Genomic DNA, 19,767 nt, shown 5'->3' on the forward strand with positions numbered 1-19,767 from the left:
CTAATTGCTTAATTAATCTAATGTGATATCTAAACCTAAACCGCGTAACTCGTGTACCAATACGTTGAACGATTCTGGTACAGATGGAGTCGGTAGGTTATTACCCTTAACGATTGCCTCGTAAGTCTTCGCACGGCCGACTACATCATCTGATTTCACTGTCAAGATTTCCTGTAAGATGTTCGAAGCTCCGAATGCCTCAAGTGCCCATACCTCCATCTCTCCGAAACGCTGACCACCGAATTGGGCTTTACCACCTAATGGTTGTTGCGTAATCAATGAGTATGGTCCGATAGAACGAGCATGCATCTTATCATCAACCATGTGTCCTAATTTCAACATGTAAATCACACCTACTGTAGTTGGCTGATCAAAACGATCACCGGTCAAACCATTGTACAAGTATGTTCTACCTGAAGCTGGTAAACCTGCTTTCGCAATCCATCCTTCAACTTCAACCGGCTCAGCACCATCAAAGATAGGCGTCGCAAACTTCACCCCCAATTTCTGACCTGCCCAACCAAGCACTGTTTCATAAATCTGGCCCAAGTTCATACGTGAAGGTACCCCTAGTGGGTTCAACACAATATCAACTGGTGTCCCATCTTCTAAGAACGGCATATCTTCATCACGCACGATACGAGCAACGATACCCTTGTTACCATGACGACCGGCCATCTTATCTCCTACTTTCAATTTACGTTTCTTAGCCACGTAAACCTTAGCCATCTGAACAATTCCAGACGGAAGCTCATCCCCTACAGATATAGCGAATTTCTCACGTTTGAAAGCTCCTAGCTCTTCGTTCAACTTAATGTTGTAGAAGTGAAGCGCCAATTTGATTAACTCATTTTTATCTTCGTCAGTAGTCCATCCTGTTGGATTGATATTTTCATAGACTAAATCAGCAAGAATCTTCTGTGTGAACTTAGCTCCTTTAGGAACCAATAACTCTTTATAAACATTGTAGATACCTTGACTAGTTTTACCATTCACGATTGTAAATAACTTGTCAACTAGACGGTCTTTCAATATTTTTACATTCCTATCGTGCGAAGTTTCCAATTTCTCAAGAGTCTTACGTTCGACTTCTTTAGACATCTTCTTAGCACGAGAGAATAATTTAGTATCAATGACAACACCCTTGATAGAAGGAGGAGTTTTCAACGACGCATCTTTCACGTCCCCTGCCTTATCTCCAAAGATTGCTCTCAATAATTTCTCTTCTGGAGAAGGATCAGACTCGCCCTTAGGTGTAATCTTACCGATTAGGATATCTCCTTCACCAACTTCAGCACCTACACGGATGATACCGTTTTCGTCCAAGTCTCTTGTCGCTTCTTCCGAAACGTTGGGGATATCCGCAGTCAATTCCTCTTCACCGCGTTTCGTATCACGTACTTCCAATTCAAATTCTTCAATGTGAAGGGAAGTAAAAATATCTTGACTTACTACACGCTCAGAGATTACAATCGCATCCTCAAAGTTGTATCCTTGCCAAGGCATGAAAGCCACTTTAAGATTACGACCTAATGCCAATTCTCCATCTTCAGTAGCATATCCTTCACATAGTACCTGCCCCTTTTCTACACGTTGTCCTTTTCTGACAATCGGCTTCAAGTTGATACAAGTACTTTGGTTGGTCTTCTTAAATTTGATTAAACGGTAAGTTTTGATATCGTCATCAAAAGATACTAAACGATCATCATCGTTACGATCATAGCGAATTTTGATTTCCTCGGCATCTACATATTCCACCACGCCATTTCCTTCAGCATTAATCAATGTACGAGAGTCACGCGCTACACGACCTTCAAGACCAGTACCTACAATAGGAGCTTGTGGGCGCAACAAAGGCACAGCCTGACGTTGCATGTTTGACCCCATCAATGCACGGTTGGCATCATCATGCTCCAAGAAAGGAATTAACGATGCAGCTATTGACGTAATCTGATTCGGAGAAACGTCCATCAAATCCAATTTCTCAGGCTCAATAATCGGGAAGTCACCTTCATATCTAGCTTTTACTTTAGGATCCTCAAAATTACCTTTATCGTCATAAATCGCATTTGCTTGCGCAATTGTTTTTTCATCCTCATCCTCTGCAGACAAATAAACAACAGGCTCCTCCACCACTACACGTCCATTTTCTACTTTACGGTATGGCGTCTCGATAAAACCAAGATTATTGATTTTCGCGTGAATAGCCAATGACGAAATCAACCCGATATTTGGTCCCTCTGGAGTTTCAATAGTACATAGACGACCATAATGCGTATAGTGAACGTCACGAACCTCAAACCCAGCTCTTTCACGAGAAAGACCACCTGGACCTAATGCCGATAGACGACGTTTATGCGTAATCTCAGCCAATGGATTAGTTTGGTCCATGAACTGAGAAAGCTGGTTAGTTCCGAAGAACGAGTTTATGACGGATGATAATGTACGCGCATTGATTAAGTCAGTAGGTGTGAATACTTCGTTGTCACGAATATTCATACGTTCACGTATAGTCCGAGCCATACGAGAAAGACCTACACCAAATTGCGCATATAATTGCTCGCCTACAGTCCGAACACGACGGTTGGACAAGTGGTCGATATCATCCACCTCAGCTTTTGAGTTGATCAGGTTGATCAAATATTTCACAATCGCTATGATATCCTCTCTAGTCAATACTTTCGTATCAGTAGGTGTATCTAATTGCAATTTGCGGTTAATACGGTAACGACCGACATCCCCCAAATCATATCTCTTATCCGAGAAAAACAAACGGTCGATGATACCACGAGCAGTTTCCTCATCTGGTGGTTCAGCGTTACGCAATTGACGGTAGATATGCTCCACCGCTTCTTTCTCCGAGTTCGAGGTATCTTTCTGAAGAGTGTTATATATAATAGAATAGTCCGCATTATTAGACGCATCCTCTTTAGCCAAAATAAGTGATTTTACTCCGGCATCGATGATGAAGTCAATGTGGTCTTCTTCCAAAACAGTTTCACGTTCAAGGATAATTTCATTACGATCGATAGAGACTACCTCACCAGTATCCTCATCCACGAAATCTTCTACCCATTTCTTCAATACCCTAGCCGCCAAACGACGACCAACATATTTTTTCAATCCAGATTTACTAACTTTTACTTCATCTGCAAGATCAAACAATTCCAAGATGTCTTTGTCTGAATCATAACCGATAGCACGTAGTAAAGTAGTAACTGGGAATTTCTTTTTACGATCGATGTAAGCATACATGACGTTGTTTACGTCTGTAGCAAACTCAATCCAAGACCCTTTAAAAGGGATAACCCTTGCAGAATAAAGTTTAGTACCGTTTGTGTGTCTACTCTGACCGAAGAATACGCCTGGTGAACGGTGTAATTGAGATACGATTACACGCTCTGCACCATTTACAACGAAGGTACCTTTAGGAGTCATATACGGGATAGTACCCAAGTATACGTCCTGAACAATCGTTTCGAAATCTTCGTGCTCCTCATCATTACAAGATAACTTTAATTTTGCCTTTAGAGGAACGCTATAAGTCAAACCGCGCTCGATACACTCTTGGATATCATAACGGGGAGGATCAATAAAATAATCCAAAAACTCAAGCACAAAAATGTTTCTTGAATCAGAAATAGGGAAGTTTTCCGAAAATACTTTGAACAGCCCTTCCTGATGGCGGTTGTCAGAAGTAGTTTCCAGTTGAAAAAACTCCTTGAAAGACTGTAATTGTACGTCCAAGAAATCAGGATAATCAATAACCTTCTTACTGGTCGCAAAATTTACTCTCTCTTTTTGAATATTATTGTTTGCCAAGGGAATAAGAATTTTAGTTTAAAAAAACTGAGCTAACTATGCTGCTAAAATCGCATGACAATTATGTAACAGCACAAACATAATCGATAGCGTAGTGATAAAATAGGAATAGACTCTGACAGATAAACCGTCAGAGTCTAAACCTTTAAGGTGCTTAGTATGTGAGATTATTTGATCTCAACAACAGCTCCAGCTTCTTCTAATTGTTTTTTCAAAGCTTCAGCTTCGTCTTTAGAAACACCAGTTTTCAATTCTTTAGGTGCTCCGTCAACTAAATCTTTAGCTTCTTTCAAGCCTAGACCAGCTAAATCTTTAACCAATTTAACTACCGCTAATTTCTGACCACCAGCTTCTTTCAAGATAACGTCAAATGAAGTTTTCTCTTCTGCAGCAGCAGCGCCACCTTCAGCAGGAGCAGCAGCAACTGCAACAGCAGCAGCAGCAGGCTCGATACCATACTCATCTTTTAAGATATCAGCTAGTTCTTTAACTTCTTTTACTGTTAAGTTCACTAACTGTTCAGCAAGTTGTTTTAAATCTGCCATTTTATTTTGATTTTTGAATTTACTTTTAAAAATTTTGTTAATTAAATGATAACGAATGTTCTATAATAAGGAGGATTCGTTAGCCTCTTTCTTCTAAAGCTTTTACTAAGCCCGAAATTGTATTTCCGCCTGACTGAAGAGCTGAGATAACATTCTTAGCTGGAGATTGAAGCAATGCGATAACATCAGCGATAAGTTCTTCCTTAGATTTAAGGTTCACTAATGTATTCAATTGACTGTCTCCTACAAACGCAGATGAATCGATATAAGCTGCTTTCAAAAGAGGTTTATCACCTTCTCTACGTAACTGCTTAATTAATTTCGCAGGAGCGTTACCGATCTCAGAAAACATTAACGTTGAAGCACCTTTCAATGTTGCAACGATTTCCTCTGAATCTACACCTGCTTCGATTAAAGCCTTCTTAATTAAAGAGTTTTTCACTACTTTAATCACGATATTGCTCTCAAAACATTTGCGACGAATGCCATTCACTTTTTCAACAGATAAATCAGCAGTATCAGCAATATAGAAATTACCGTATGATTTAATCTGCTCGGCCAAAGCTTGAACAATTTCTTGTTTTTCTTCTTTTCTCATGATTAAATTCCTGCTACTGATTTAGTCTCAATATGAATACTAGGACTCATAGTTGATGAAATGTGAATGCTCTTAAAGTATGTTCCTTTAGCGGCAGATGGTTTCAAACGCGAGATAGTTTGCAATACCTCTAATGCGTTATCATAAATTTTATCTGCCTCGAACGACGCTTTACCAATCGAAGTATGGATGATACCTGTTTTATCGACTTTAAAATCAATCTTACCACCTTTAACGTCCGTTACAGCTTTACCTACTTCAGTAGTTACTGTACCAGTCTTAGGGTTAGGCATTAAGTTTCTTGGACCTAAAATACGGCCCAATTTACCTACTTTCGCCATAACACTAGGCATTGTAATAATGATGTCAACGTCAGTCCAACCGCCTTCGATCTTGCTGATATAGTCATCTAAACCTACGTAATCGGCACCTGCAGCCTTAGCTTCTTCTTCCTTATCAGGAGTACATAAAACTAAAACGCGTACAGTTTTACCAGTTCCGTGAGGTAAAGTTGCAATACCACGAACCATCTGATTTGCTTTACGGGGATCTACGCCTAAACGAACGTCGATATCCACAGAAGCATCGAATTTGGCCAATGATATCTCTTTTACTAAAGCAGAAGCTTCTTTCAAAGAATACGCTTTACCAGCTTCAATTTTGGATAGTGCCGCTTTTTGATTTTTTGTTAATCTAGCCACTTTTCTTAAACTGATTTCGTTAATTAATTGTTCCAAGGAGCATCACCGGAAACGGTAATACCCATACTACGTGCTGTCCCTGCTACCATACGCATAGCAGCATCTACAGTAAATGCATTTAAATCTACCATTTTATCTTCTGCAATCGTTTTCACCTGATCCCAAGTAACAGAAGCTACTTTTTTACGGTTAGGCTCACCCGATCCACTCTTTAGACCAGTAGCTTCTTTCAATTGAATTGCTACCGGAGGAGTTTTGATGATAAAATCAAAAGACTTGTCGCTGTAAACTGTAATGACAACAGGTAATACTTTGCCTGGTTTGTCTTGCGTACGAGCGTTGAACTGCTTACAGAAATCCATAATATTCACCCCTTTAGCACCTAATGCAGGTCCTACTGGAGGAGAAGGATTCGCAGCTCCGCCCTTAACTTGTAATTTTACTAACGCACTGACTTCTTTTGCCATTTTGTTCTGAATTTAATTTATTAAATGTTTGTTAGTAAGTTGGAAGCAAATAACGTAACATTTATATATTCACTGATGCTAAACCTAGCACCAAATGAGGTGCAAAGATATAAAGATTTTCTCAATTACAAAAATATATCACATAAAAGAAGAGAGGAACTTTAATATTCCTCTCTTCCGATGCTTTATTCTTTTTCTACTTGCATGTAGTTCAACTCCAATGGTGTCTTTCGTCCGAAGACCTTTACCATTACAATCAGCTTCTTCTTATCTTCGTGAACTTCTTCTATCTCTCCAGTAAATCCATTGAAAGGTCCATCATTCACTTTTACAGTCTCCCCAACGTAATAAGGAACATTAATGGTCTCACCTTGTTCGGCCATCTCATCAACTTTTCCCAAAATACGATTGACTTCACTTGTACGCAATGGGATTGCATTTCCAGCTTTATCACCCAAGAATCCAATCACACTGTTGATATTCTTAATGATATGCTCAGTCTCACCATCCAAAGCCGCTTCTATAAGGACATAACCAGGATAATAGTTACGTTCTTTAGCAACTTTCTTACCATCACGCATTTGGTAATATTTTTCCATAGGAATAAGCACTTGAGCAACCAAATGTTGAATCCCTAGGCGACTAATCTCAGCGTCAATATACTGCTTAACTTTCTTTTCCTTACCACTTACAGCACGAACCACGTACCATTTTAAACTTTGATCTGCCATAAATATTAATGCTGAAAATTATGAAGTAATCCCGTATAACAACTCCAACACATTACTTGACGACTTATCCATTACAAAGATAAGAAGCGCAATGATAAGAGAAGCAATAAGTACAACCACTGCCGAACTTTGCAACTGCGACCATGTAGGCCAAGTCACTTTCTGCGTGATCTCTTCATAAGAGTCTTTAAAAAAATCGAGTACTTTCGCCATTTTATAGTTTATCTATAGTTTGCACGGGCACAAGGATTCGAACCCTGATCAAAGGTTTTGGAGACCTCTATTCTACCATTGAACTATGCCCGTGTGGTTTGTTTATGACGTTGCAAATATAGCCTTTTTAACCCTTTGCAACAAATATTTTTCATCTTTTTTGCAATTTCCCAACCAGATGAAGAGTTAGAAAAAATAAGCTAATCAACCTCAGCTGATTAGCTTATTTTATATTTTTGAATCTATTATAGATTACAAGATTTCAGTTACCTGACCAGCACCTACTGTTCTACCACCCTCACGGATTGCGAAACGTAGACCTTTTTCCATTGCGATAGGGTTGATCAATTTAACAGTGATCGTAACGTTATCACCTGGCATAACCATTTCAGTACCTTCAGCTAAAGAGATTTCTCCTGTAACGTCTGTTGTACGGAAATAGAATTGAGGACGGTACTTGTTAAAGAATGGAGTGTGACGTCCACCTTCAGCTTTAGACAACACGTAAACCTCTGCTTGGAAATAATCGTGAGGAGTTACTGAACCTGGTTTACAGATAACCATACCACGACGGATATCAGTTTTCTCAATACCACGTAACAATAGACCTACGTTATCACCAGCCTCACCGTAATCTAGGATTTTACGGAACATCTCAACACCTGTTACTGTAGATTTCAAGTTTTCAGCGCCCATACCTAAGATCTCAACTGGATCTCCAGAGTTGATGACACCTCTTTCGATACGACCTGTAGCAACTGTACCACGACCTGTGATCGAGAACACGTCCTCAACTGGCATTAAGAAAGGAAGTTCAGTCAAACGTGGAGGAATCGGAATGTAGTTATCAACAGCTTCCATTAAATCTAATAAAGCTTTAACCCATTTCTCTTCTCCGTTCAAAGCTCCTAAAGCAGAACCTTGGATTACAGGGATATCATCACCTGGATATTCGTAGAATGACAACAATTCACGAACTTCCATTTCTACAAGTTCTAATAATTCCGGATCGTCAACTAAGTCAACTTTGTTCAAGAATACTACTAACGCAGGAACACCAACCTGACGAGCCAATAGAATGTGCTCACGAGTTTGAGGCATAGGACCGTCCGTTGCAGCAACAACGATGATAGCACCATCCATTTGAGCAGCACCAGTTACCATGTTTTTAACGTAATCGGCGTGACCTGGACAGTCAACGTGTGCATAGTGACGATTTTGCGTTTGGTATTCTACGTGTGAAGTATTAATAGTGATACCACGTTCTTTTTCTTCAGGAGCAGAGTCAATTGAATCAAATGAACGAACCTCTGAAAAACCTGCATCAGCCAATACCTTAGTGATAGCTGCAGTTGTTGTAGTTTTACCGTGGTCAACGTGACCGATTGTACCAATGTTTAAGTGTGGCTTACTGCGGTCAAATTTCTCTTTTGCCATGTTTATGCGAATTAGTAAATTAAAATTTTATTTTTTTTTCTTCTAAAAGTTATTCTTACGAGCCAAAGATGGGATTTGAACCCACGACCTCTTCCTTACCAAGGAAGTGCTCTACCCCTGAGCTACTTCGGCTTTTTAAAAATTGTCATTTATAGATAAACGCCTCCACCTGTTAGATATCATTTATATCAACTGAGACGGAGACTTAAATCGTGTAATAAAAGAGAGCGGAAGACGAGGTTCGAACTCGCGACCTATAGCTTGGAAGGCTATCGCTCTACCAACTGAGCTACTTCCGCTTTTGTCTACAAGTCTGAGCGCGTTAAAACACTCAAACTTGTAAACGATTTGGTGTGGGGGGAGAAGGATTCGAACCTTCGAAGCCGAAGCAACGGATTTACAGTCCGTCCCATTTGACCGCTCTGGAACCCCCCCAGATACCTGCAATTTAAGTTTGCAACTCTTGAGCCTCCTATCGGAATCGAACCAATGACCTACTGATTACAAGTCAGTTGCTCTACCAGCTGAGCTAAGGAGGCTTCTATATATTTTAAATTTCAAACTCTCTAAGAACGTCGCTTTTTCCTTTCAGCGAGTGCAAATTTCCAATATATATTCGACTTTTGCAAGTTTTTTTTTAAAATTTTATTTATCGACTTAAAGAACGTTTTCAAACCCTTTCGGACAGCTTCGCAAACCCGTTTTGTTTGTGATGCAAAGATAGATACTCCAAGCACATTACAAAAATATTTTTGCAAAAAAAGAGGTCCCCTATCTCAATACACCTGATATGCAGTCAAATAATTTTGCATGTTTTTTTTCAATTTATTAAATCCGATCAATATCCTATATTTGAAAATGCAAAAATGGTCACGTTACACCATGCTAAAAAACTACAGCATGGTTCTTTTTATGTTATTTTTTTATTCAAATTCCTCGGCTCAGCAACAAAATCTCGTACAAAAAATCAAAAATAAATTCCTCTCGAGCGAAAAAGATTCCACCCGCTCGGCAAGTTTCATGGTGCTGCCCGCGGTAGGCTATGCCCAAGAATCGGGATTTGAGTATGGAATTGCAGGAACCTATAACTTTTATGTGGACAAATCGGATATCACAAATCGAACTTCTAGTCTCATCTTGATGGGGACATTAACCACAAAAAGTCAAAAAAACATCAAGCTAACAAGTGACATCTGGACAGAAGAAAACAAATACCACATCCTATCCGAATTCAGATACAGAGATTGGCCGTTCAACTTTTATGGCATTGGCAACGATACCTGGGAAAGCGACGAAGATAAAATCGGCCAGAAACTGTTCCGAGCCCGAATAGATGTCGAGCGAAAAATAACCAAAGCCTATTATGCCGGCCTGAACATCAGTTACGAACACTTTTCGTTTCATGACCAAGAAGCAGACGGCGTATATAATCAACAACCCTTGATTGGAAAGACAGGAGGACAATTTCTCGCATTGGGACTATCTCAACTTTATGACAACAGAAATGTAACCACATATACCACTAGAGGGTATTATGCTCGAATCCGATACGCTTATGCTCCTGACATCTGGGGTGAAGATAATTTCCATGGTAATCTATTCGATATAGACGTTCGGGGATACCATCCTATTTCAAAATCACTGACCGTGGCTGCCCAGGGAATCTACCGTTCAACCTTCGGAAATCGGTTACCTTTTTACCAATACAGAGACTTGGGGGGCGATATGATGATGAGAGGATACTATTTAGGAAGATATAAAGATCGAAATTATATGGCGGCACAAACCGAACTACGATACAGGTTTCATCCACGATTTGGGATAACAGGCTTTGCTGGCACGGGGAGTACCTTCTCTAAGGAGCAAGATATTCGATTGATTCCCAGCTATGGTGCAGGATTACGCTACTTCTTCAGCCTAGAGCACAGCAGTACCATTCGATTTGACTATTCTTTTGGCGAAAAGCGACAAGGAGAGAAAAGGCAATCAGGCTTTTATTTAAGCATTAGTGAGGCTTTCTAATACTGTCGTGAAGGAGGTCCACAAAAGAAGATACTGACCTATCTCTTTTCCTGTATTACCTCACTTGGTCTCCAATACGGGTAACGCAGCACAAAATTCTCCTTCTGTTGCCCATCCCTATAGAGCAAAATGCCAAAATGAAATAGATTGATCGAAAGTACCACAGATTGATCGAATACAAGTCTGTTCCACCGATCTGTCGATATAGGAGTAGCAAACGGCCTATCTACAACAACAAGTTTTCTGGCATTCATCAGTTTTATCACCTCATCCAACTGTACATCAGTAAGGTTTACTAAAAGTGCGTCAGTTGAAGATGCACGTTCGACATGACAAAGTTGGTCCACACCTAAATAAGCTAACATCTCACTCAGCAAACCCGCATATTTCGGCTTAAAATCTTTAGGAAGTTCTGCCCGCGGCAGTAAAGGTCCAGATTTACGATAGATGACCTCGTCAGTGAGCCTATACATATAAGGTGAATGTGTACCGTGTCGACTATTGGAAATGAAAAAGTGTCTTAGGACAAGCCAGTAATAACGCATATAAAGTAAAATAATGTTAAACAATCCATGTAGCCATAGTTACACGGACATTGGTTGTTCTACCGATGCAACAATTTCATCCAATAGAAGTACTGCCGAATTCATTTGCAAAGTCCCATTATACTTTCCTCCCATCTCCACTTCTAACGCATTTACAAATAGGTCACCTTCGATATGTCCCGTACTCTTCAAATGGAGTTGATCACAATTCAGGTTGCCAATCAACTTCCCATATACAATCACCGCATTGCTTTTAATGGTTCCTATCACTTCCGCCTTCTCCCCCAACACAACCCCTTTTTCGAGGTCAATATTACCTTCTACCATTCCATCGATACGAATCGCGCCCCCCCCAACTATGTCGCCCTTTATTGTAATCCCACCGGCAATCACCGTATCGATTGGTAGCTTGTCTAAATTAGAGGTTTTAATAGCCTGATTAGTCTTTTTAAACATAAAATTAAAAATTAATATAGTCTTTTGGATTGATTCTTTTGCCGTTCTTGATAACTTCATAATGAAGGTGAGGCCCCGTACTACGTCCAGTATTCCCCAGTCCACCTATCGTTTGTCCCAATTGCACCACATCATTCTGCTTGACATGGATACTAGCCAAGTGCCCATATAGTGTTTGAAAACCATTTCGATGTTTGATAATGACACAATTGCCATACCCCCCTTTTCTTCCGGAAAAGATGACCTTGCCTTGTGCGGTACTTTTCACCGCACTTCCTACTCTCCCTTTAAAATCGACCCCTTGATGATTTTCGACGGCGCTACCTCCAAATGGATTTCTACGATATCCAAAATTAGAGGTCTGAGGGCCCGGATGCGGCCTCCCTATTGGAATATCCCGAATCAGTTTCTCCATTATGAACAAGTCCTTCTCATAAAGAGCTGCTATTTCATTGATATCTGTAATTTCAACATCCAATGGCCCCCCGGCGTTTTCTAATTTTAGTTCCTTCAATCCACGATCTTTCAAATAGCCATTTATTTTTTTAAAGCTACTGTCTATCGATTGGAAAGATTTTTTGGCCTTATCAATGTCAATTGCATTCCTGATCTGGTTGGCCCGTGTCAGTCTTTCCTTATACAAGACCGAATAATAACTGCTGGTATAGTCATAGATAAAAAATGCAATAACAGACCCCAAAAGGGCAAATAATAGGGTTGCGACCAAAAGATACTTCCTCCAATTCAACAGGATGGATGTGGGTATCTGAAGCGTACGCTTATCTTTCCCCTCAGTGTCGACAAACAACACCGAAGTCTTGTGTTTTAGCATAAGTAGATAATAATATTAGGTTCCTAAGATAATCAAACTTATGAATATTATCCTACAAATAAAGACAATAAAATACACAACAACTTAAATTACAATGAATTGATTAAATAAATTACACCATACAAGTGTAGAAAAAAACCATCGCTATTATTTCAATTAAGGCCTCTTTTATCTTAAAAAAATCATCTATCCCTCCATCACAACTTACCAAATATCTGCTAGATATTGAGATGCAAAAAAAATCTGTCCGCCTCCGAACAACAACTGTCCGAATACGAACATTAAAAAACAAACTAAAAGAGCCAACACGCTAATAAACAATTATTTGCAAAAATGGCACAACATTATACATAATTTGATATCAGAAAGAAGGCAACTGGATTTGAAAAGTAAATCAAAGAGGAAGCCCATCTAATACACAGCTTGTTAGATAAAAAACAACAATGATACAGAATTACTTAAAAATCGCTTGGCGTAACATCTTAAGGAATAAGGGATATGCCACAATAAATATCATCGGCTTGGCTATAGGCTTAGCCTGTTGTCTATTAGTCGTTATTTATATTCAGAACGAACTTTCTTACGACCGATATCATGTAAATAAAGACCGTATTTACAGAGTAATACACGATCATAAAGAAGTGGGTAGTACAGAGCAACATCAAGTGTGGGGAAATGCTCCCATTGGTGCAGCCCTAAAATCCGACTTTCCCGAAATCGAAAAGGTCGTTCAGTTTTCCGGCCAAGTATCTATCCTTTTTAAACAAGGTGAAAATACGTTTCAAGAGGAACGCGTGTTCTTCATGGACGCTACCGCCTTCGATGTATTCAGCTGGAAAGTATTGATGGGCGACGTTACCTCTGCTTTAGAAAAAGCATATTCAGTAGTTCTCACAGAAAGTACCGCAAGAAAATACTTTGGTAATCAAAATCCAATCGGCAAAACAATTGAAGGTGGATTAGCAGCCGGTCGAGCAGAGGCCGGTCTTTATACGGTCACGGCGGTGATAGCAGACGTGCCTACGAATTCACACTTCACCTTCGATGCTTTATTATCCATGAGTACCTTTAGAAAAGCTCGGCCTAGTGTTTTTGAACAGGAAGGTTGGGGTTACGTAGATTTTTACACCTATTTTTTAGCATCAAAACAGTTTGATATCGCCCGATTCCAACATAAAATTCCAGATTTCCTAAAGCGCCATCATATAACAGATGGGAAATATAACTTCCATATCGAACCCTTTCTTGCAGCATATATGCACTCTCCTGCCGATAGGCAACCCGGTATCCTTGGAAACTATCAAAATCTATATATATTCGCTATTATCGGTGGATTTATCTTACTGATTGCTTGTGTGAATTTCATGAATCTTGCCACTTCAAGATCAATGGAACGAGCTAAGGAAGTGGGTATTAGAAAAACCATTGGCGCTAATAAAAGTGACCTTATTGTACAATTTATGTCAGAGTCACTGGCACTGGTTTTTATAGGTGCACTGTTAGCTATTATCCTGGTCATTATTTCCCTCCCTTTTATGGAAGCATTCTCTGGAAAATATTTCACATACACAGCATTACTCAATAGCAATACTTGGGCTATTTTCGTTCTTGTCACAATTCTGACAGGGATTTTGGCAGCTTGTTATCCGGCATTGATATTGGCCAATTTAAAACCCATAAAGGTATTAAAAGGTACTTTCAGCAATGCCAAGGGGGGAATATTTTTGCGTAGAGGACTGGTCGTTTTTCAATTTTTTCTTTCCATCTCCCTTATTGCGGGAACAGTTATTGTCTTTTCACAATTGAATCAATTGCAGCAGCAGGATCTTGGATTTCAAAAGGCACAGCGGCTTGTCATCGACTATAATTTCGATCAAAACGTCAGCAATAACTTAGAGGCCATCAAAACAACTCTCTCAAAAGACAGAGATGTATTATCAGTGACAGCATCACGTACTGTACCAGGAACATTTTTCCCAAATGCAGGTACAGAAATCATGTCTACCGACGGGAAAATGACCTTGTTCGCGCCTTCTCTTTTTGAAGTAGATATAGATTTTATTCCCAATATGGGAATAAAAATGGCAGCGGGCAGACCTTACTCAAGAGATTTTCCAGCAGACACCGCGCATTCACTTGTTATTAATGAATCTGCTGCACGATTATGGGGGTACTCAAATCCGCAAGATATCATTGGAAAACAGTTCAGACAATGGGGTAAAGAAGGGACAGTAATAGGTGTCGTGAAAGATTTCAATTACCTTTCTTTGCACCGCAAAATTGACCCCTTAGCTTTACGACTAGAACCCAATAGCAGTCGCTACTTAACTATCAATATCCAAAACATGAATCATCCCGAGACTATTACACGAATAGCTAAACTCTGGGCCGAGCTCGTCCCTACCCGCCCTTTTCTATACAGCTTTCTAGATGATAATTTTAATCGACAATATGAGGCTGATTACAATTTCAGAAGACTTTTTGCTGCATTTTCAGGTCTTGCCTTATTCATAGCCTGTCTCGGCTTATTAGGACTTGTAACATATACTGCACAACAGCGCACAAAAGAAATCGGTGTCCGTAAAGTACTGGGCGCATCTGTCTACAATTTGGTCATGCTTCTTTCCTCAGACTTTATTAAGCTGCTGATTGTTTCACTATGCATTGCAACTCCCATATCTTGGATTACCATGAACAAGTGGCTGGACAATTTTGCGTATCACATTGCCCCAAAATGGTGGATGTTCGTCTTTGCGGGAATTGTCGTTATCTGTATTGCATTGATCACCGTCAGTTTTCAGACATTTAAAGCGGCTAAAGCAAATCCGGTCGATAGCTTAAGAAATGAATGATAAAAATCTAACGTCGGAGCATCCGTTCACCACCCAATAACTACTTATACTAAGACAACTTCAATAACGCAAGAAATGATTAGATTAAAACATATTTTCAGATGGTACGACACTGGAGGAATACGTTCTTTTGTTCTTAAAGACATCAATTTAGAGATACAACAGGGCGAATTTGTTTCGATCATGGGACCTTCCGGCTCTGGCAAGTCGACCTTACTGAATGTCATTGGATTGCTGGATGAACCAAACGAAGGAGATTATTATTTTATGAACGAAAATGTCTTTTCCCTGAAACCAAAAAAAAGAACAGAACTGTTTCAGTCCAACATAGGGTATATCTTTCAATCGTACCATCTAATAGATGAGCTTACCGTATACGAAAACATCGAAGCACCACTCATCTATAAAAACCTATCAAGCAAAGAACGAAAAGCTATTGTAGGGGACATGCTCGATCGCTTCCGCATGGTAGGTAAGAAAGACCTCTTCCCGTCTCAACTATCCGGTGGACAGCAACAGATTGTAGGAATTGCCAGAGCGTTGGTGACTGCCCCAAAATTGTTATTGGCAGATGAGCCTACAGGAAATCTGAATTCGAAACAAGGAGAAGAAATTATGGAATTATTTAAGCAATTGAATGAGGAAGGGGTCACTATTGTTCAAGTAACACATTCCGAAACGAATGCCATGTATGGCAAAAGAATCATAAACTTATTCGACGGTCAAGTCAAATAAAATAGGAGAGCAAGAAAAACAAAGACTTTTGTGAATTAAAAAATTTGTCACCATAATTGGTTTGCTATTTCCTTTCAAAAATGGTATTTTCGTTTATGAACGATAATGAATTAAAAGCTTTAATATCATTGTTGGATGACCCGGACATGATTATTTTCAAAGAGGTAGAGCAGAAGCTCATCACCTGTGGCCCAGAAGTCATTCCTTCCCTAGAAGCATCTTGGGAAAGCTCCTTTGATGTACTTATGCAAACAAGGATCGAAAACATTATACATAGCATACAATTCGATCAAATCAAAAATGAACTCCAAGTCTGGAAGATGAGTAATTCTTTTGACCTGCTCAATGGACTGCTTATCATCAATAGATACCAATACCCAGCAATGGATGTCGACAATATCATGTTTCAATTCGCGGAGATGAAGAGAGAAGTATGGTATGAATTGATTTATGATATGAGCCCTTATGAAAAAGTAAAATTGCTCAATCACGTCTTTTTTCAGGATTTTGGTCTGTCAGGGAATACAACTAGCTACCACGACCCTCAGAATTCCTATCTCAACAAGGTATTAGAGAGCAAAAAAGGAAACCCCATTACACTGGCATGTATCTACTGTATTGTAGCCCAACGCTTAGACATTCCCATTTATGGTGTCAATCTACCCAAACATTTTGTCCTCGCCTACATGGGTGATGACGAGTTGAATGAAAAACCATTGTTCTACATCAATGTGTTCAATAAAGGGCAAATTATGAAAATGGAAGACATCCTTTCTTTTTTGAAGCAGCTCAACCTGTCTCCAGCCAATGAATACATCCTTCCTTGTGACAATGTATCCATCATCAAAAGAGTACTACGGAATCTCGTTGCCTCTTACGACCAGCTAGATAGTCGAGAAAAAAAAGAAGAAATTCAGATTTTGCTGGACCTCATGGAGATGCCTTAATCCCGTCCGTCAAAATAAAGTCCAGATGGCGTCAAAGACCCCGTGCTCGCTGTGACATCGGGTTTGACATTTCCCTGGTCGACTATCTTAAATCGGCTGATTAGCTTCTTCTGAGGGTCTGATACAAATAAGAATACGGCATCAGCCCTTCTATCCAACGACACATCTATGGGTTGCTCCAGTCCCGTTTCACTTCCCTGAATGATCCGTGTGGGGACAATAGGTCCTGGGAGCAAGGTCGAGAATTTGTCAATGAGCAATATTCGACCATCTCTTCCCTCTCCATTTATCAACGTGTAGTCCGTGAGTGCAAGCAAGTCCAACTTCTCATTGTACGAAATCCCGCGAATGTTATTGGCACCTTGAATGGTATATTCCTCAGGTTTCACTTTATCACTGGTTATCAAGGTATCTTGACTATCTGCAATACCTTTAAAGACCATCACCCCTCCATTATCGCCGGTTTTGGAAACAAACAAATCTTTTCCTTTCATTACCAGCCCCCAAGGCCTTAAGTTATCGGGCAGCACAATTTTTTGCCCATACCTTACATATCCAGTCGCGCTAGCTCGATCAAATCTATAGATCCCAACAGGGTTTGGATCTCGAGTACCGACTCCCTGAGACCGTACCTTCGTAATGTATAAATACCTACGTTCTGCAAATGTGGTTATGCCTCGCGCACTGCCTGTTACATTATGTCTAATTGGAAAAGTCCCAGAAGGAATCCCCGCCTCTCTATAGTCCATAGAGGCCAACAGCGTATCAGGAACAGCAAAATTATTGACACTACTCTGATATACCCTTCTCAAGAGCGGGTCAAAATAGATGGCTGCACCGCCTTTTACACCCGATATAATACTGATACCTGTACGGAATTTAAACACATTCGAATTGTCCCCATTTTCGCCAACTGAGTCCGCCAACTCGATGATACCCATCGTTGGGAATGCCGGAGTAGCCTCATTGGTATTGTAATCTGAATACGAAACATACAATCTCGCAAATTTATTATCTGGTCGTTCAGGCTCATCATCATTACGCTTACATGCGACAGTAAGACCAACTAATAATACAAAGCAAAGGAGCACGCCGACAGATAGAGACTTATTTTTCATGTTTAATACTTGACTTTAAATACAATTTGCTGTTACAAAGGTATAAAATAGTTACCCAATATAAAGACGGAGTAGCTGCTCCACCTGCTACATTAACAGCCTATTGTTGCAAATATTGTTCAATTTCCTTAAAATTGCAACGTATATTATTTAGGATGGATATGGAAGGCAAAGAAATTATTCGCGAAAAACTCGATTTACCTAACGAAGGCAAGAAATTACTCTTACATTCTTGCTGCGCCCCGTGCGCAGGAGAGGTAATGGAAGCATTGATAGCTTCGGATATTGATTTCACCATTTACTTCTATAATCCCAACATTCACCCCCGAAAAGAATACGACCTTCGTAAGGAAGAAAATATTCGATTCGCCGAAAAGCACAATATTCCTTTTATAGATGCCGACTACGATGCGGACCACTGGTTTGAGTTGGCCAAAGGGATGGAACACGAGCCCGAGAAGGGAATTCGGTGTACGATGTGTTTCGATATGCGTTTTGAGAAAACGGCCGAGTATGCTGCAGCCAACGGCTTCGATGTGATATCCAGCTCATTGGGCATATCGCGGTGGAAGAACATGGAGCAAATCAATGACTGTGGGCTAAGAGCTGCAGCACGTCACGAAGGTATGGAATACTGGACATTCAATTGGCGCAAAAAAGGTGGTTCTGCACGCATGTTGGAAATCTCCAAAAAAGAAAAATTCTACATGCAGGAATATTGCGGATGTGCCTATTCACTACGTGATACCAATCACTGGCGCCTGAAAAACAATCGTGAAAGAATAGAATTAGGTAAAAATTATTACGAATAGAAACTCGCTTGCGGTAATAACTAAAGAAGGATTTATAGGCTCATAAGAACCTTTAAATAAATTGAAAAAAATTTCCTTTCTATAAGATTTATAATTACCTTTGCAGGCTCAAATGCAGGATTGTGAAACATCTAAAACAATACAGAATACCATTCTCTGGGCTAAATGCGGGGAAACACAGTTTTGAATTTGACATTGATAAAAAGTTCTTTGAGTGTTTTGAGCATTCCCTTACTAAAGATGGCAATTTGAAAGCCACTGTTGAATTACAGAAGCAAGAAAACATGCTAAATGTGCATTTTGACATCAACGGTACAATTCAACTGACTTGCGACATCTGTTTATCTGACTTTGCTTACCCCTTGTCTATCAAGGAACGCATCTTGGTCAAATTCACAGAAGAAAGTTGGGACGACAATACGGAAGAAGTATTAATGCTATCAAAGAATGATTACGAACTTGACATTGCAAGTTTACTCTATGAGTACATCAATGTGGCAGTTCCTTATTATACCAGATGCAGTGAGCAAGGAGTAAACCAAACGTGTGACAACGATATGCTGAGTAAAATCAATCAACTCGATGCACCCGAAGAGGACGACAAACAAGAAAACATAGACCCGAGGTGGTCGGCACTAAGAAATATAAAAAATAACTAAAACGGAAATACGAGATGGCACATCCAAAGCGTAAAACTTCTAAATCAAGAAGAGACAAAAGAAGAACACATTATAAAGCTGAAAAACCTACATTGACAGTTTGTCAAGAGACTGGTTCAGTACATTTACCTCACCGTGCTTACACAGTGGACGGCAATTTATACTATAACGGTAAATTAATTATCGAAAACACAGCAGTTGTCTAACAATCTTTCAAGACTTTAAACATCCCAAAATAAGTATGAAATTTATTATTTTATGCTTTACTTTGGGAT

The 19,767-nt window shown here is 39.7% G+C and carries 19 protein-coding genes and 5 tRNA genes; 7 read left to right on the forward strand and 17 right to left on the reverse strand.

What is annotated here, in order from left to right; genetic code table 11:
- Window positions 1-12: 12 nt before the first annotated feature.
- From rpoB to OQ289_RS18355, 13 genes are all read right to left on the reverse strand, one after another.
- Window positions 13-3,822, reverse strand: coding sequence for a DNA-directed RNA polymerase subunit beta (gene rpoB, locus OQ289_RS18295; protein ID WP_270088255.1), 3,810 nt, complete (start codon window positions 3,820-3,822; stop codon window positions 13-15).
- Window positions 3,823-3,989: 167 nt separating this feature from the next.
- Window positions 3,990-4,367, reverse strand: a complete 378-nt coding sequence (gene rplL, locus OQ289_RS18300; protein ID WP_003011668.1) for a 50S ribosomal protein L7/L12 — start codon at window positions 4,365-4,367, stop codon at window positions 3,990-3,992.
- 79 nt (window positions 4,368-4,446) lie between these two features.
- Window positions 4,447-4,965 carry a 50S ribosomal protein L10 gene (rplJ, locus tag OQ289_RS18305; protein ID WP_270088256.1) on the reverse strand — a complete coding sequence of 173 codons (519 nt, stop codon included), beginning with the start codon at window positions 4,963-4,965 and terminating at the stop codon, window positions 4,447-4,449.
- A gap of 2 nt (window positions 4,966-4,967) precedes the next feature.
- Window positions 4,968-5,666 carry a 50S ribosomal protein L1 gene (gene rplA / locus OQ289_RS18310; RefSeq protein ID WP_033564310.1) on the reverse strand — a complete coding sequence of 233 codons (699 nt, stop codon included), beginning with the start codon at window positions 5,664-5,666 and terminating at the stop codon, window positions 4,968-4,970.
- A gap of 23 nt (window positions 5,667-5,689) precedes the next feature.
- Complete coding sequence (rplK, locus tag OQ289_RS18315) at window positions 5,690-6,133, reverse strand: 50S ribosomal protein L11 (protein WP_033564069.1); 444 nt, start codon at window positions 6,131-6,133, stop codon at window positions 5,690-5,692.
- A gap of 185 nt (window positions 6,134-6,318) precedes the next feature.
- A complete protein-coding gene (nusG, locus tag OQ289_RS18320; protein WP_033564068.1) occupies window positions 6,319-6,864 on the reverse strand; it encodes a transcription termination/antitermination protein NusG in 546 nt (181 codons plus the stop codon).
- 18 nt (window positions 6,865-6,882) lie between these two features.
- The gene (gene secE / locus OQ289_RS18325; protein WP_033564067.1) at window positions 6,883-7,077 is read right to left on the reverse strand and encodes a preprotein translocase subunit SecE; all 195 of its coding nucleotides are present in this window, start codon (window positions 7,075-7,077) and stop codon (window positions 6,883-6,885) included.
- Between the two features lie 22 nt (window positions 7,078-7,099).
- A tRNA-Trp gene (locus tag OQ289_RS18330) sits at window positions 7,100-7,170 on the reverse strand.
- Window positions 7,171-7,329: 159 nt separating this feature from the next.
- Window positions 7,330-8,514, reverse strand: coding sequence for an elongation factor Tu (gene tuf / locus OQ289_RS18335; RefSeq protein ID WP_270088257.1), 1,185 nt, complete (start codon window positions 8,512-8,514; stop codon window positions 7,330-7,332).
- 60 nt (window positions 8,515-8,574) lie between these two features.
- Window positions 8,575-8,646: transfer RNA gene (locus tag OQ289_RS18340), tRNA-Thr, on the reverse strand.
- A 94-nt stretch (window positions 8,647-8,740) separates the two neighbouring features.
- Window positions 8,741-8,813: transfer RNA gene (locus OQ289_RS18345), tRNA-Gly, on the reverse strand.
- Between the two features lie 55 nt (window positions 8,814-8,868).
- Window positions 8,869-8,949 (reverse strand) — tRNA-Tyr (locus OQ289_RS18350).
- Window positions 8,950-8,980: 31 nt separating this feature from the next.
- Window positions 8,981-9,053 (reverse strand) — tRNA-Thr (locus tag OQ289_RS18355).
- Between the two features lie 373 nt (window positions 9,054-9,426).
- On the opposite strand from OQ289_RS18355, the gene OQ289_RS18360 reads away from it, so the two are divergent.
- Window positions 9,427-10,536: a BamA/TamA family outer membrane protein gene (locus OQ289_RS18360; RefSeq protein WP_270088258.1), complete on the forward strand. Its 1,110-nt coding sequence runs from the start codon at window positions 9,427-9,429 to the stop codon at window positions 10,534-10,536.
- Between the two features lie 38 nt (window positions 10,537-10,574).
- On the opposite strand, the gene OQ289_RS18365 is transcribed toward OQ289_RS18360, so the two are convergent.
- From OQ289_RS18365 to OQ289_RS18375, 3 genes are all read right to left on the reverse strand, one after another.
- Entirely contained in the window at window positions 10,575-11,009 is a 435-nt protein-coding gene (locus OQ289_RS18365; protein ID WP_270088259.1) for a hypothetical protein, read from the reverse strand.
- Window positions 11,010-11,120: 111 nt separating this feature from the next.
- A complete protein-coding gene (locus tag OQ289_RS18370) occupies window positions 11,121-11,537 on the reverse strand; it encodes a bactofilin family protein (RefSeq protein ID WP_270088260.1) in 417 nt (138 codons plus the stop codon).
- A gap of 4 nt (window positions 11,538-11,541) precedes the next feature.
- Complete coding sequence (locus OQ289_RS18375; RefSeq protein ID WP_270088261.1) at window positions 11,542-12,369, reverse strand: M23 family metallopeptidase; 828 nt, start codon at window positions 12,367-12,369, stop codon at window positions 11,542-11,544.
- A gap of 443 nt (window positions 12,370-12,812) precedes the next feature.
- On the opposite strand from OQ289_RS18375, the gene OQ289_RS18380 reads away from it, so the two are divergent.
- The 3 genes from OQ289_RS18380 to OQ289_RS18390 all read left to right on the forward strand — a co-directional run bounded on the left by OQ289_RS18380 (window position 12,813) and on the right by OQ289_RS18390 (window position 16,903).
- A complete protein-coding gene (locus OQ289_RS18380; RefSeq protein ID WP_270088262.1) occupies window positions 12,813-15,221 on the forward strand; it encodes an ABC transporter permease in 2,409 nt (802 codons plus the stop codon).
- 75 nt (window positions 15,222-15,296) lie between these two features.
- The gene (locus OQ289_RS18385; RefSeq protein ID WP_270088263.1) at window positions 15,297-15,956 is read left to right on the forward strand and encodes an ABC transporter ATP-binding protein; all 660 of its coding nucleotides are present in this window, start codon (window positions 15,297-15,299) and stop codon (window positions 15,954-15,956) included.
- 95 nt (window positions 15,957-16,051) lie between these two features.
- Window positions 16,052-16,903 carry a transglutaminase-like domain-containing protein gene (locus tag OQ289_RS18390; RefSeq protein WP_033564308.1) on the forward strand — a complete coding sequence of 284 codons (852 nt, stop codon included), beginning with the start codon at window positions 16,052-16,054 and terminating at the stop codon, window positions 16,901-16,903.
- Here OQ289_RS18390 and OQ289_RS18395 read toward each other — a convergent pair.
- A complete protein-coding gene (locus OQ289_RS18395) occupies window positions 16,900-18,021 on the reverse strand; it encodes a hypothetical protein (protein WP_270088264.1) in 1,122 nt (373 codons plus the stop codon). The genes OQ289_RS18390 and OQ289_RS18395 overlap by 4 nt on opposite strands.
- Window positions 18,022-18,182: 161 nt before the next feature.
- Between OQ289_RS18395 and OQ289_RS18400 the strand changes: the two genes are divergently transcribed.
- From OQ289_RS18400 to rpmF, 3 genes are all read left to right on the forward strand, one after another.
- Entirely contained in the window at window positions 18,183-18,833 is a 651-nt protein-coding gene (locus tag OQ289_RS18400; protein WP_270088265.1) for an epoxyqueuosine reductase QueH, read from the forward strand.
- A 122-nt stretch (window positions 18,834-18,955) separates the two neighbouring features.
- A complete protein-coding gene (locus OQ289_RS18405; protein ID WP_270088266.1) occupies window positions 18,956-19,492 on the forward strand; it encodes a YceD family protein in 537 nt (178 codons plus the stop codon).
- A gap of 14 nt (window positions 19,493-19,506) precedes the next feature.
- Window positions 19,507-19,698, forward strand: a complete 192-nt coding sequence (gene rpmF, locus OQ289_RS18410; protein ID WP_081981171.1) for a 50S ribosomal protein L32 — start codon at window positions 19,507-19,509, stop codon at window positions 19,696-19,698.
- Window positions 19,699-19,767 lie beyond the last annotated feature (69 nt).

Source organism: Sphingobacterium sp. SYP-B4668, from assembly GCF_027627455.1.
Classification (GTDB): domain Bacteria; phylum Bacteroidota; class Bacteroidia; order Sphingobacteriales; family Sphingobacteriaceae; genus Sphingobacterium.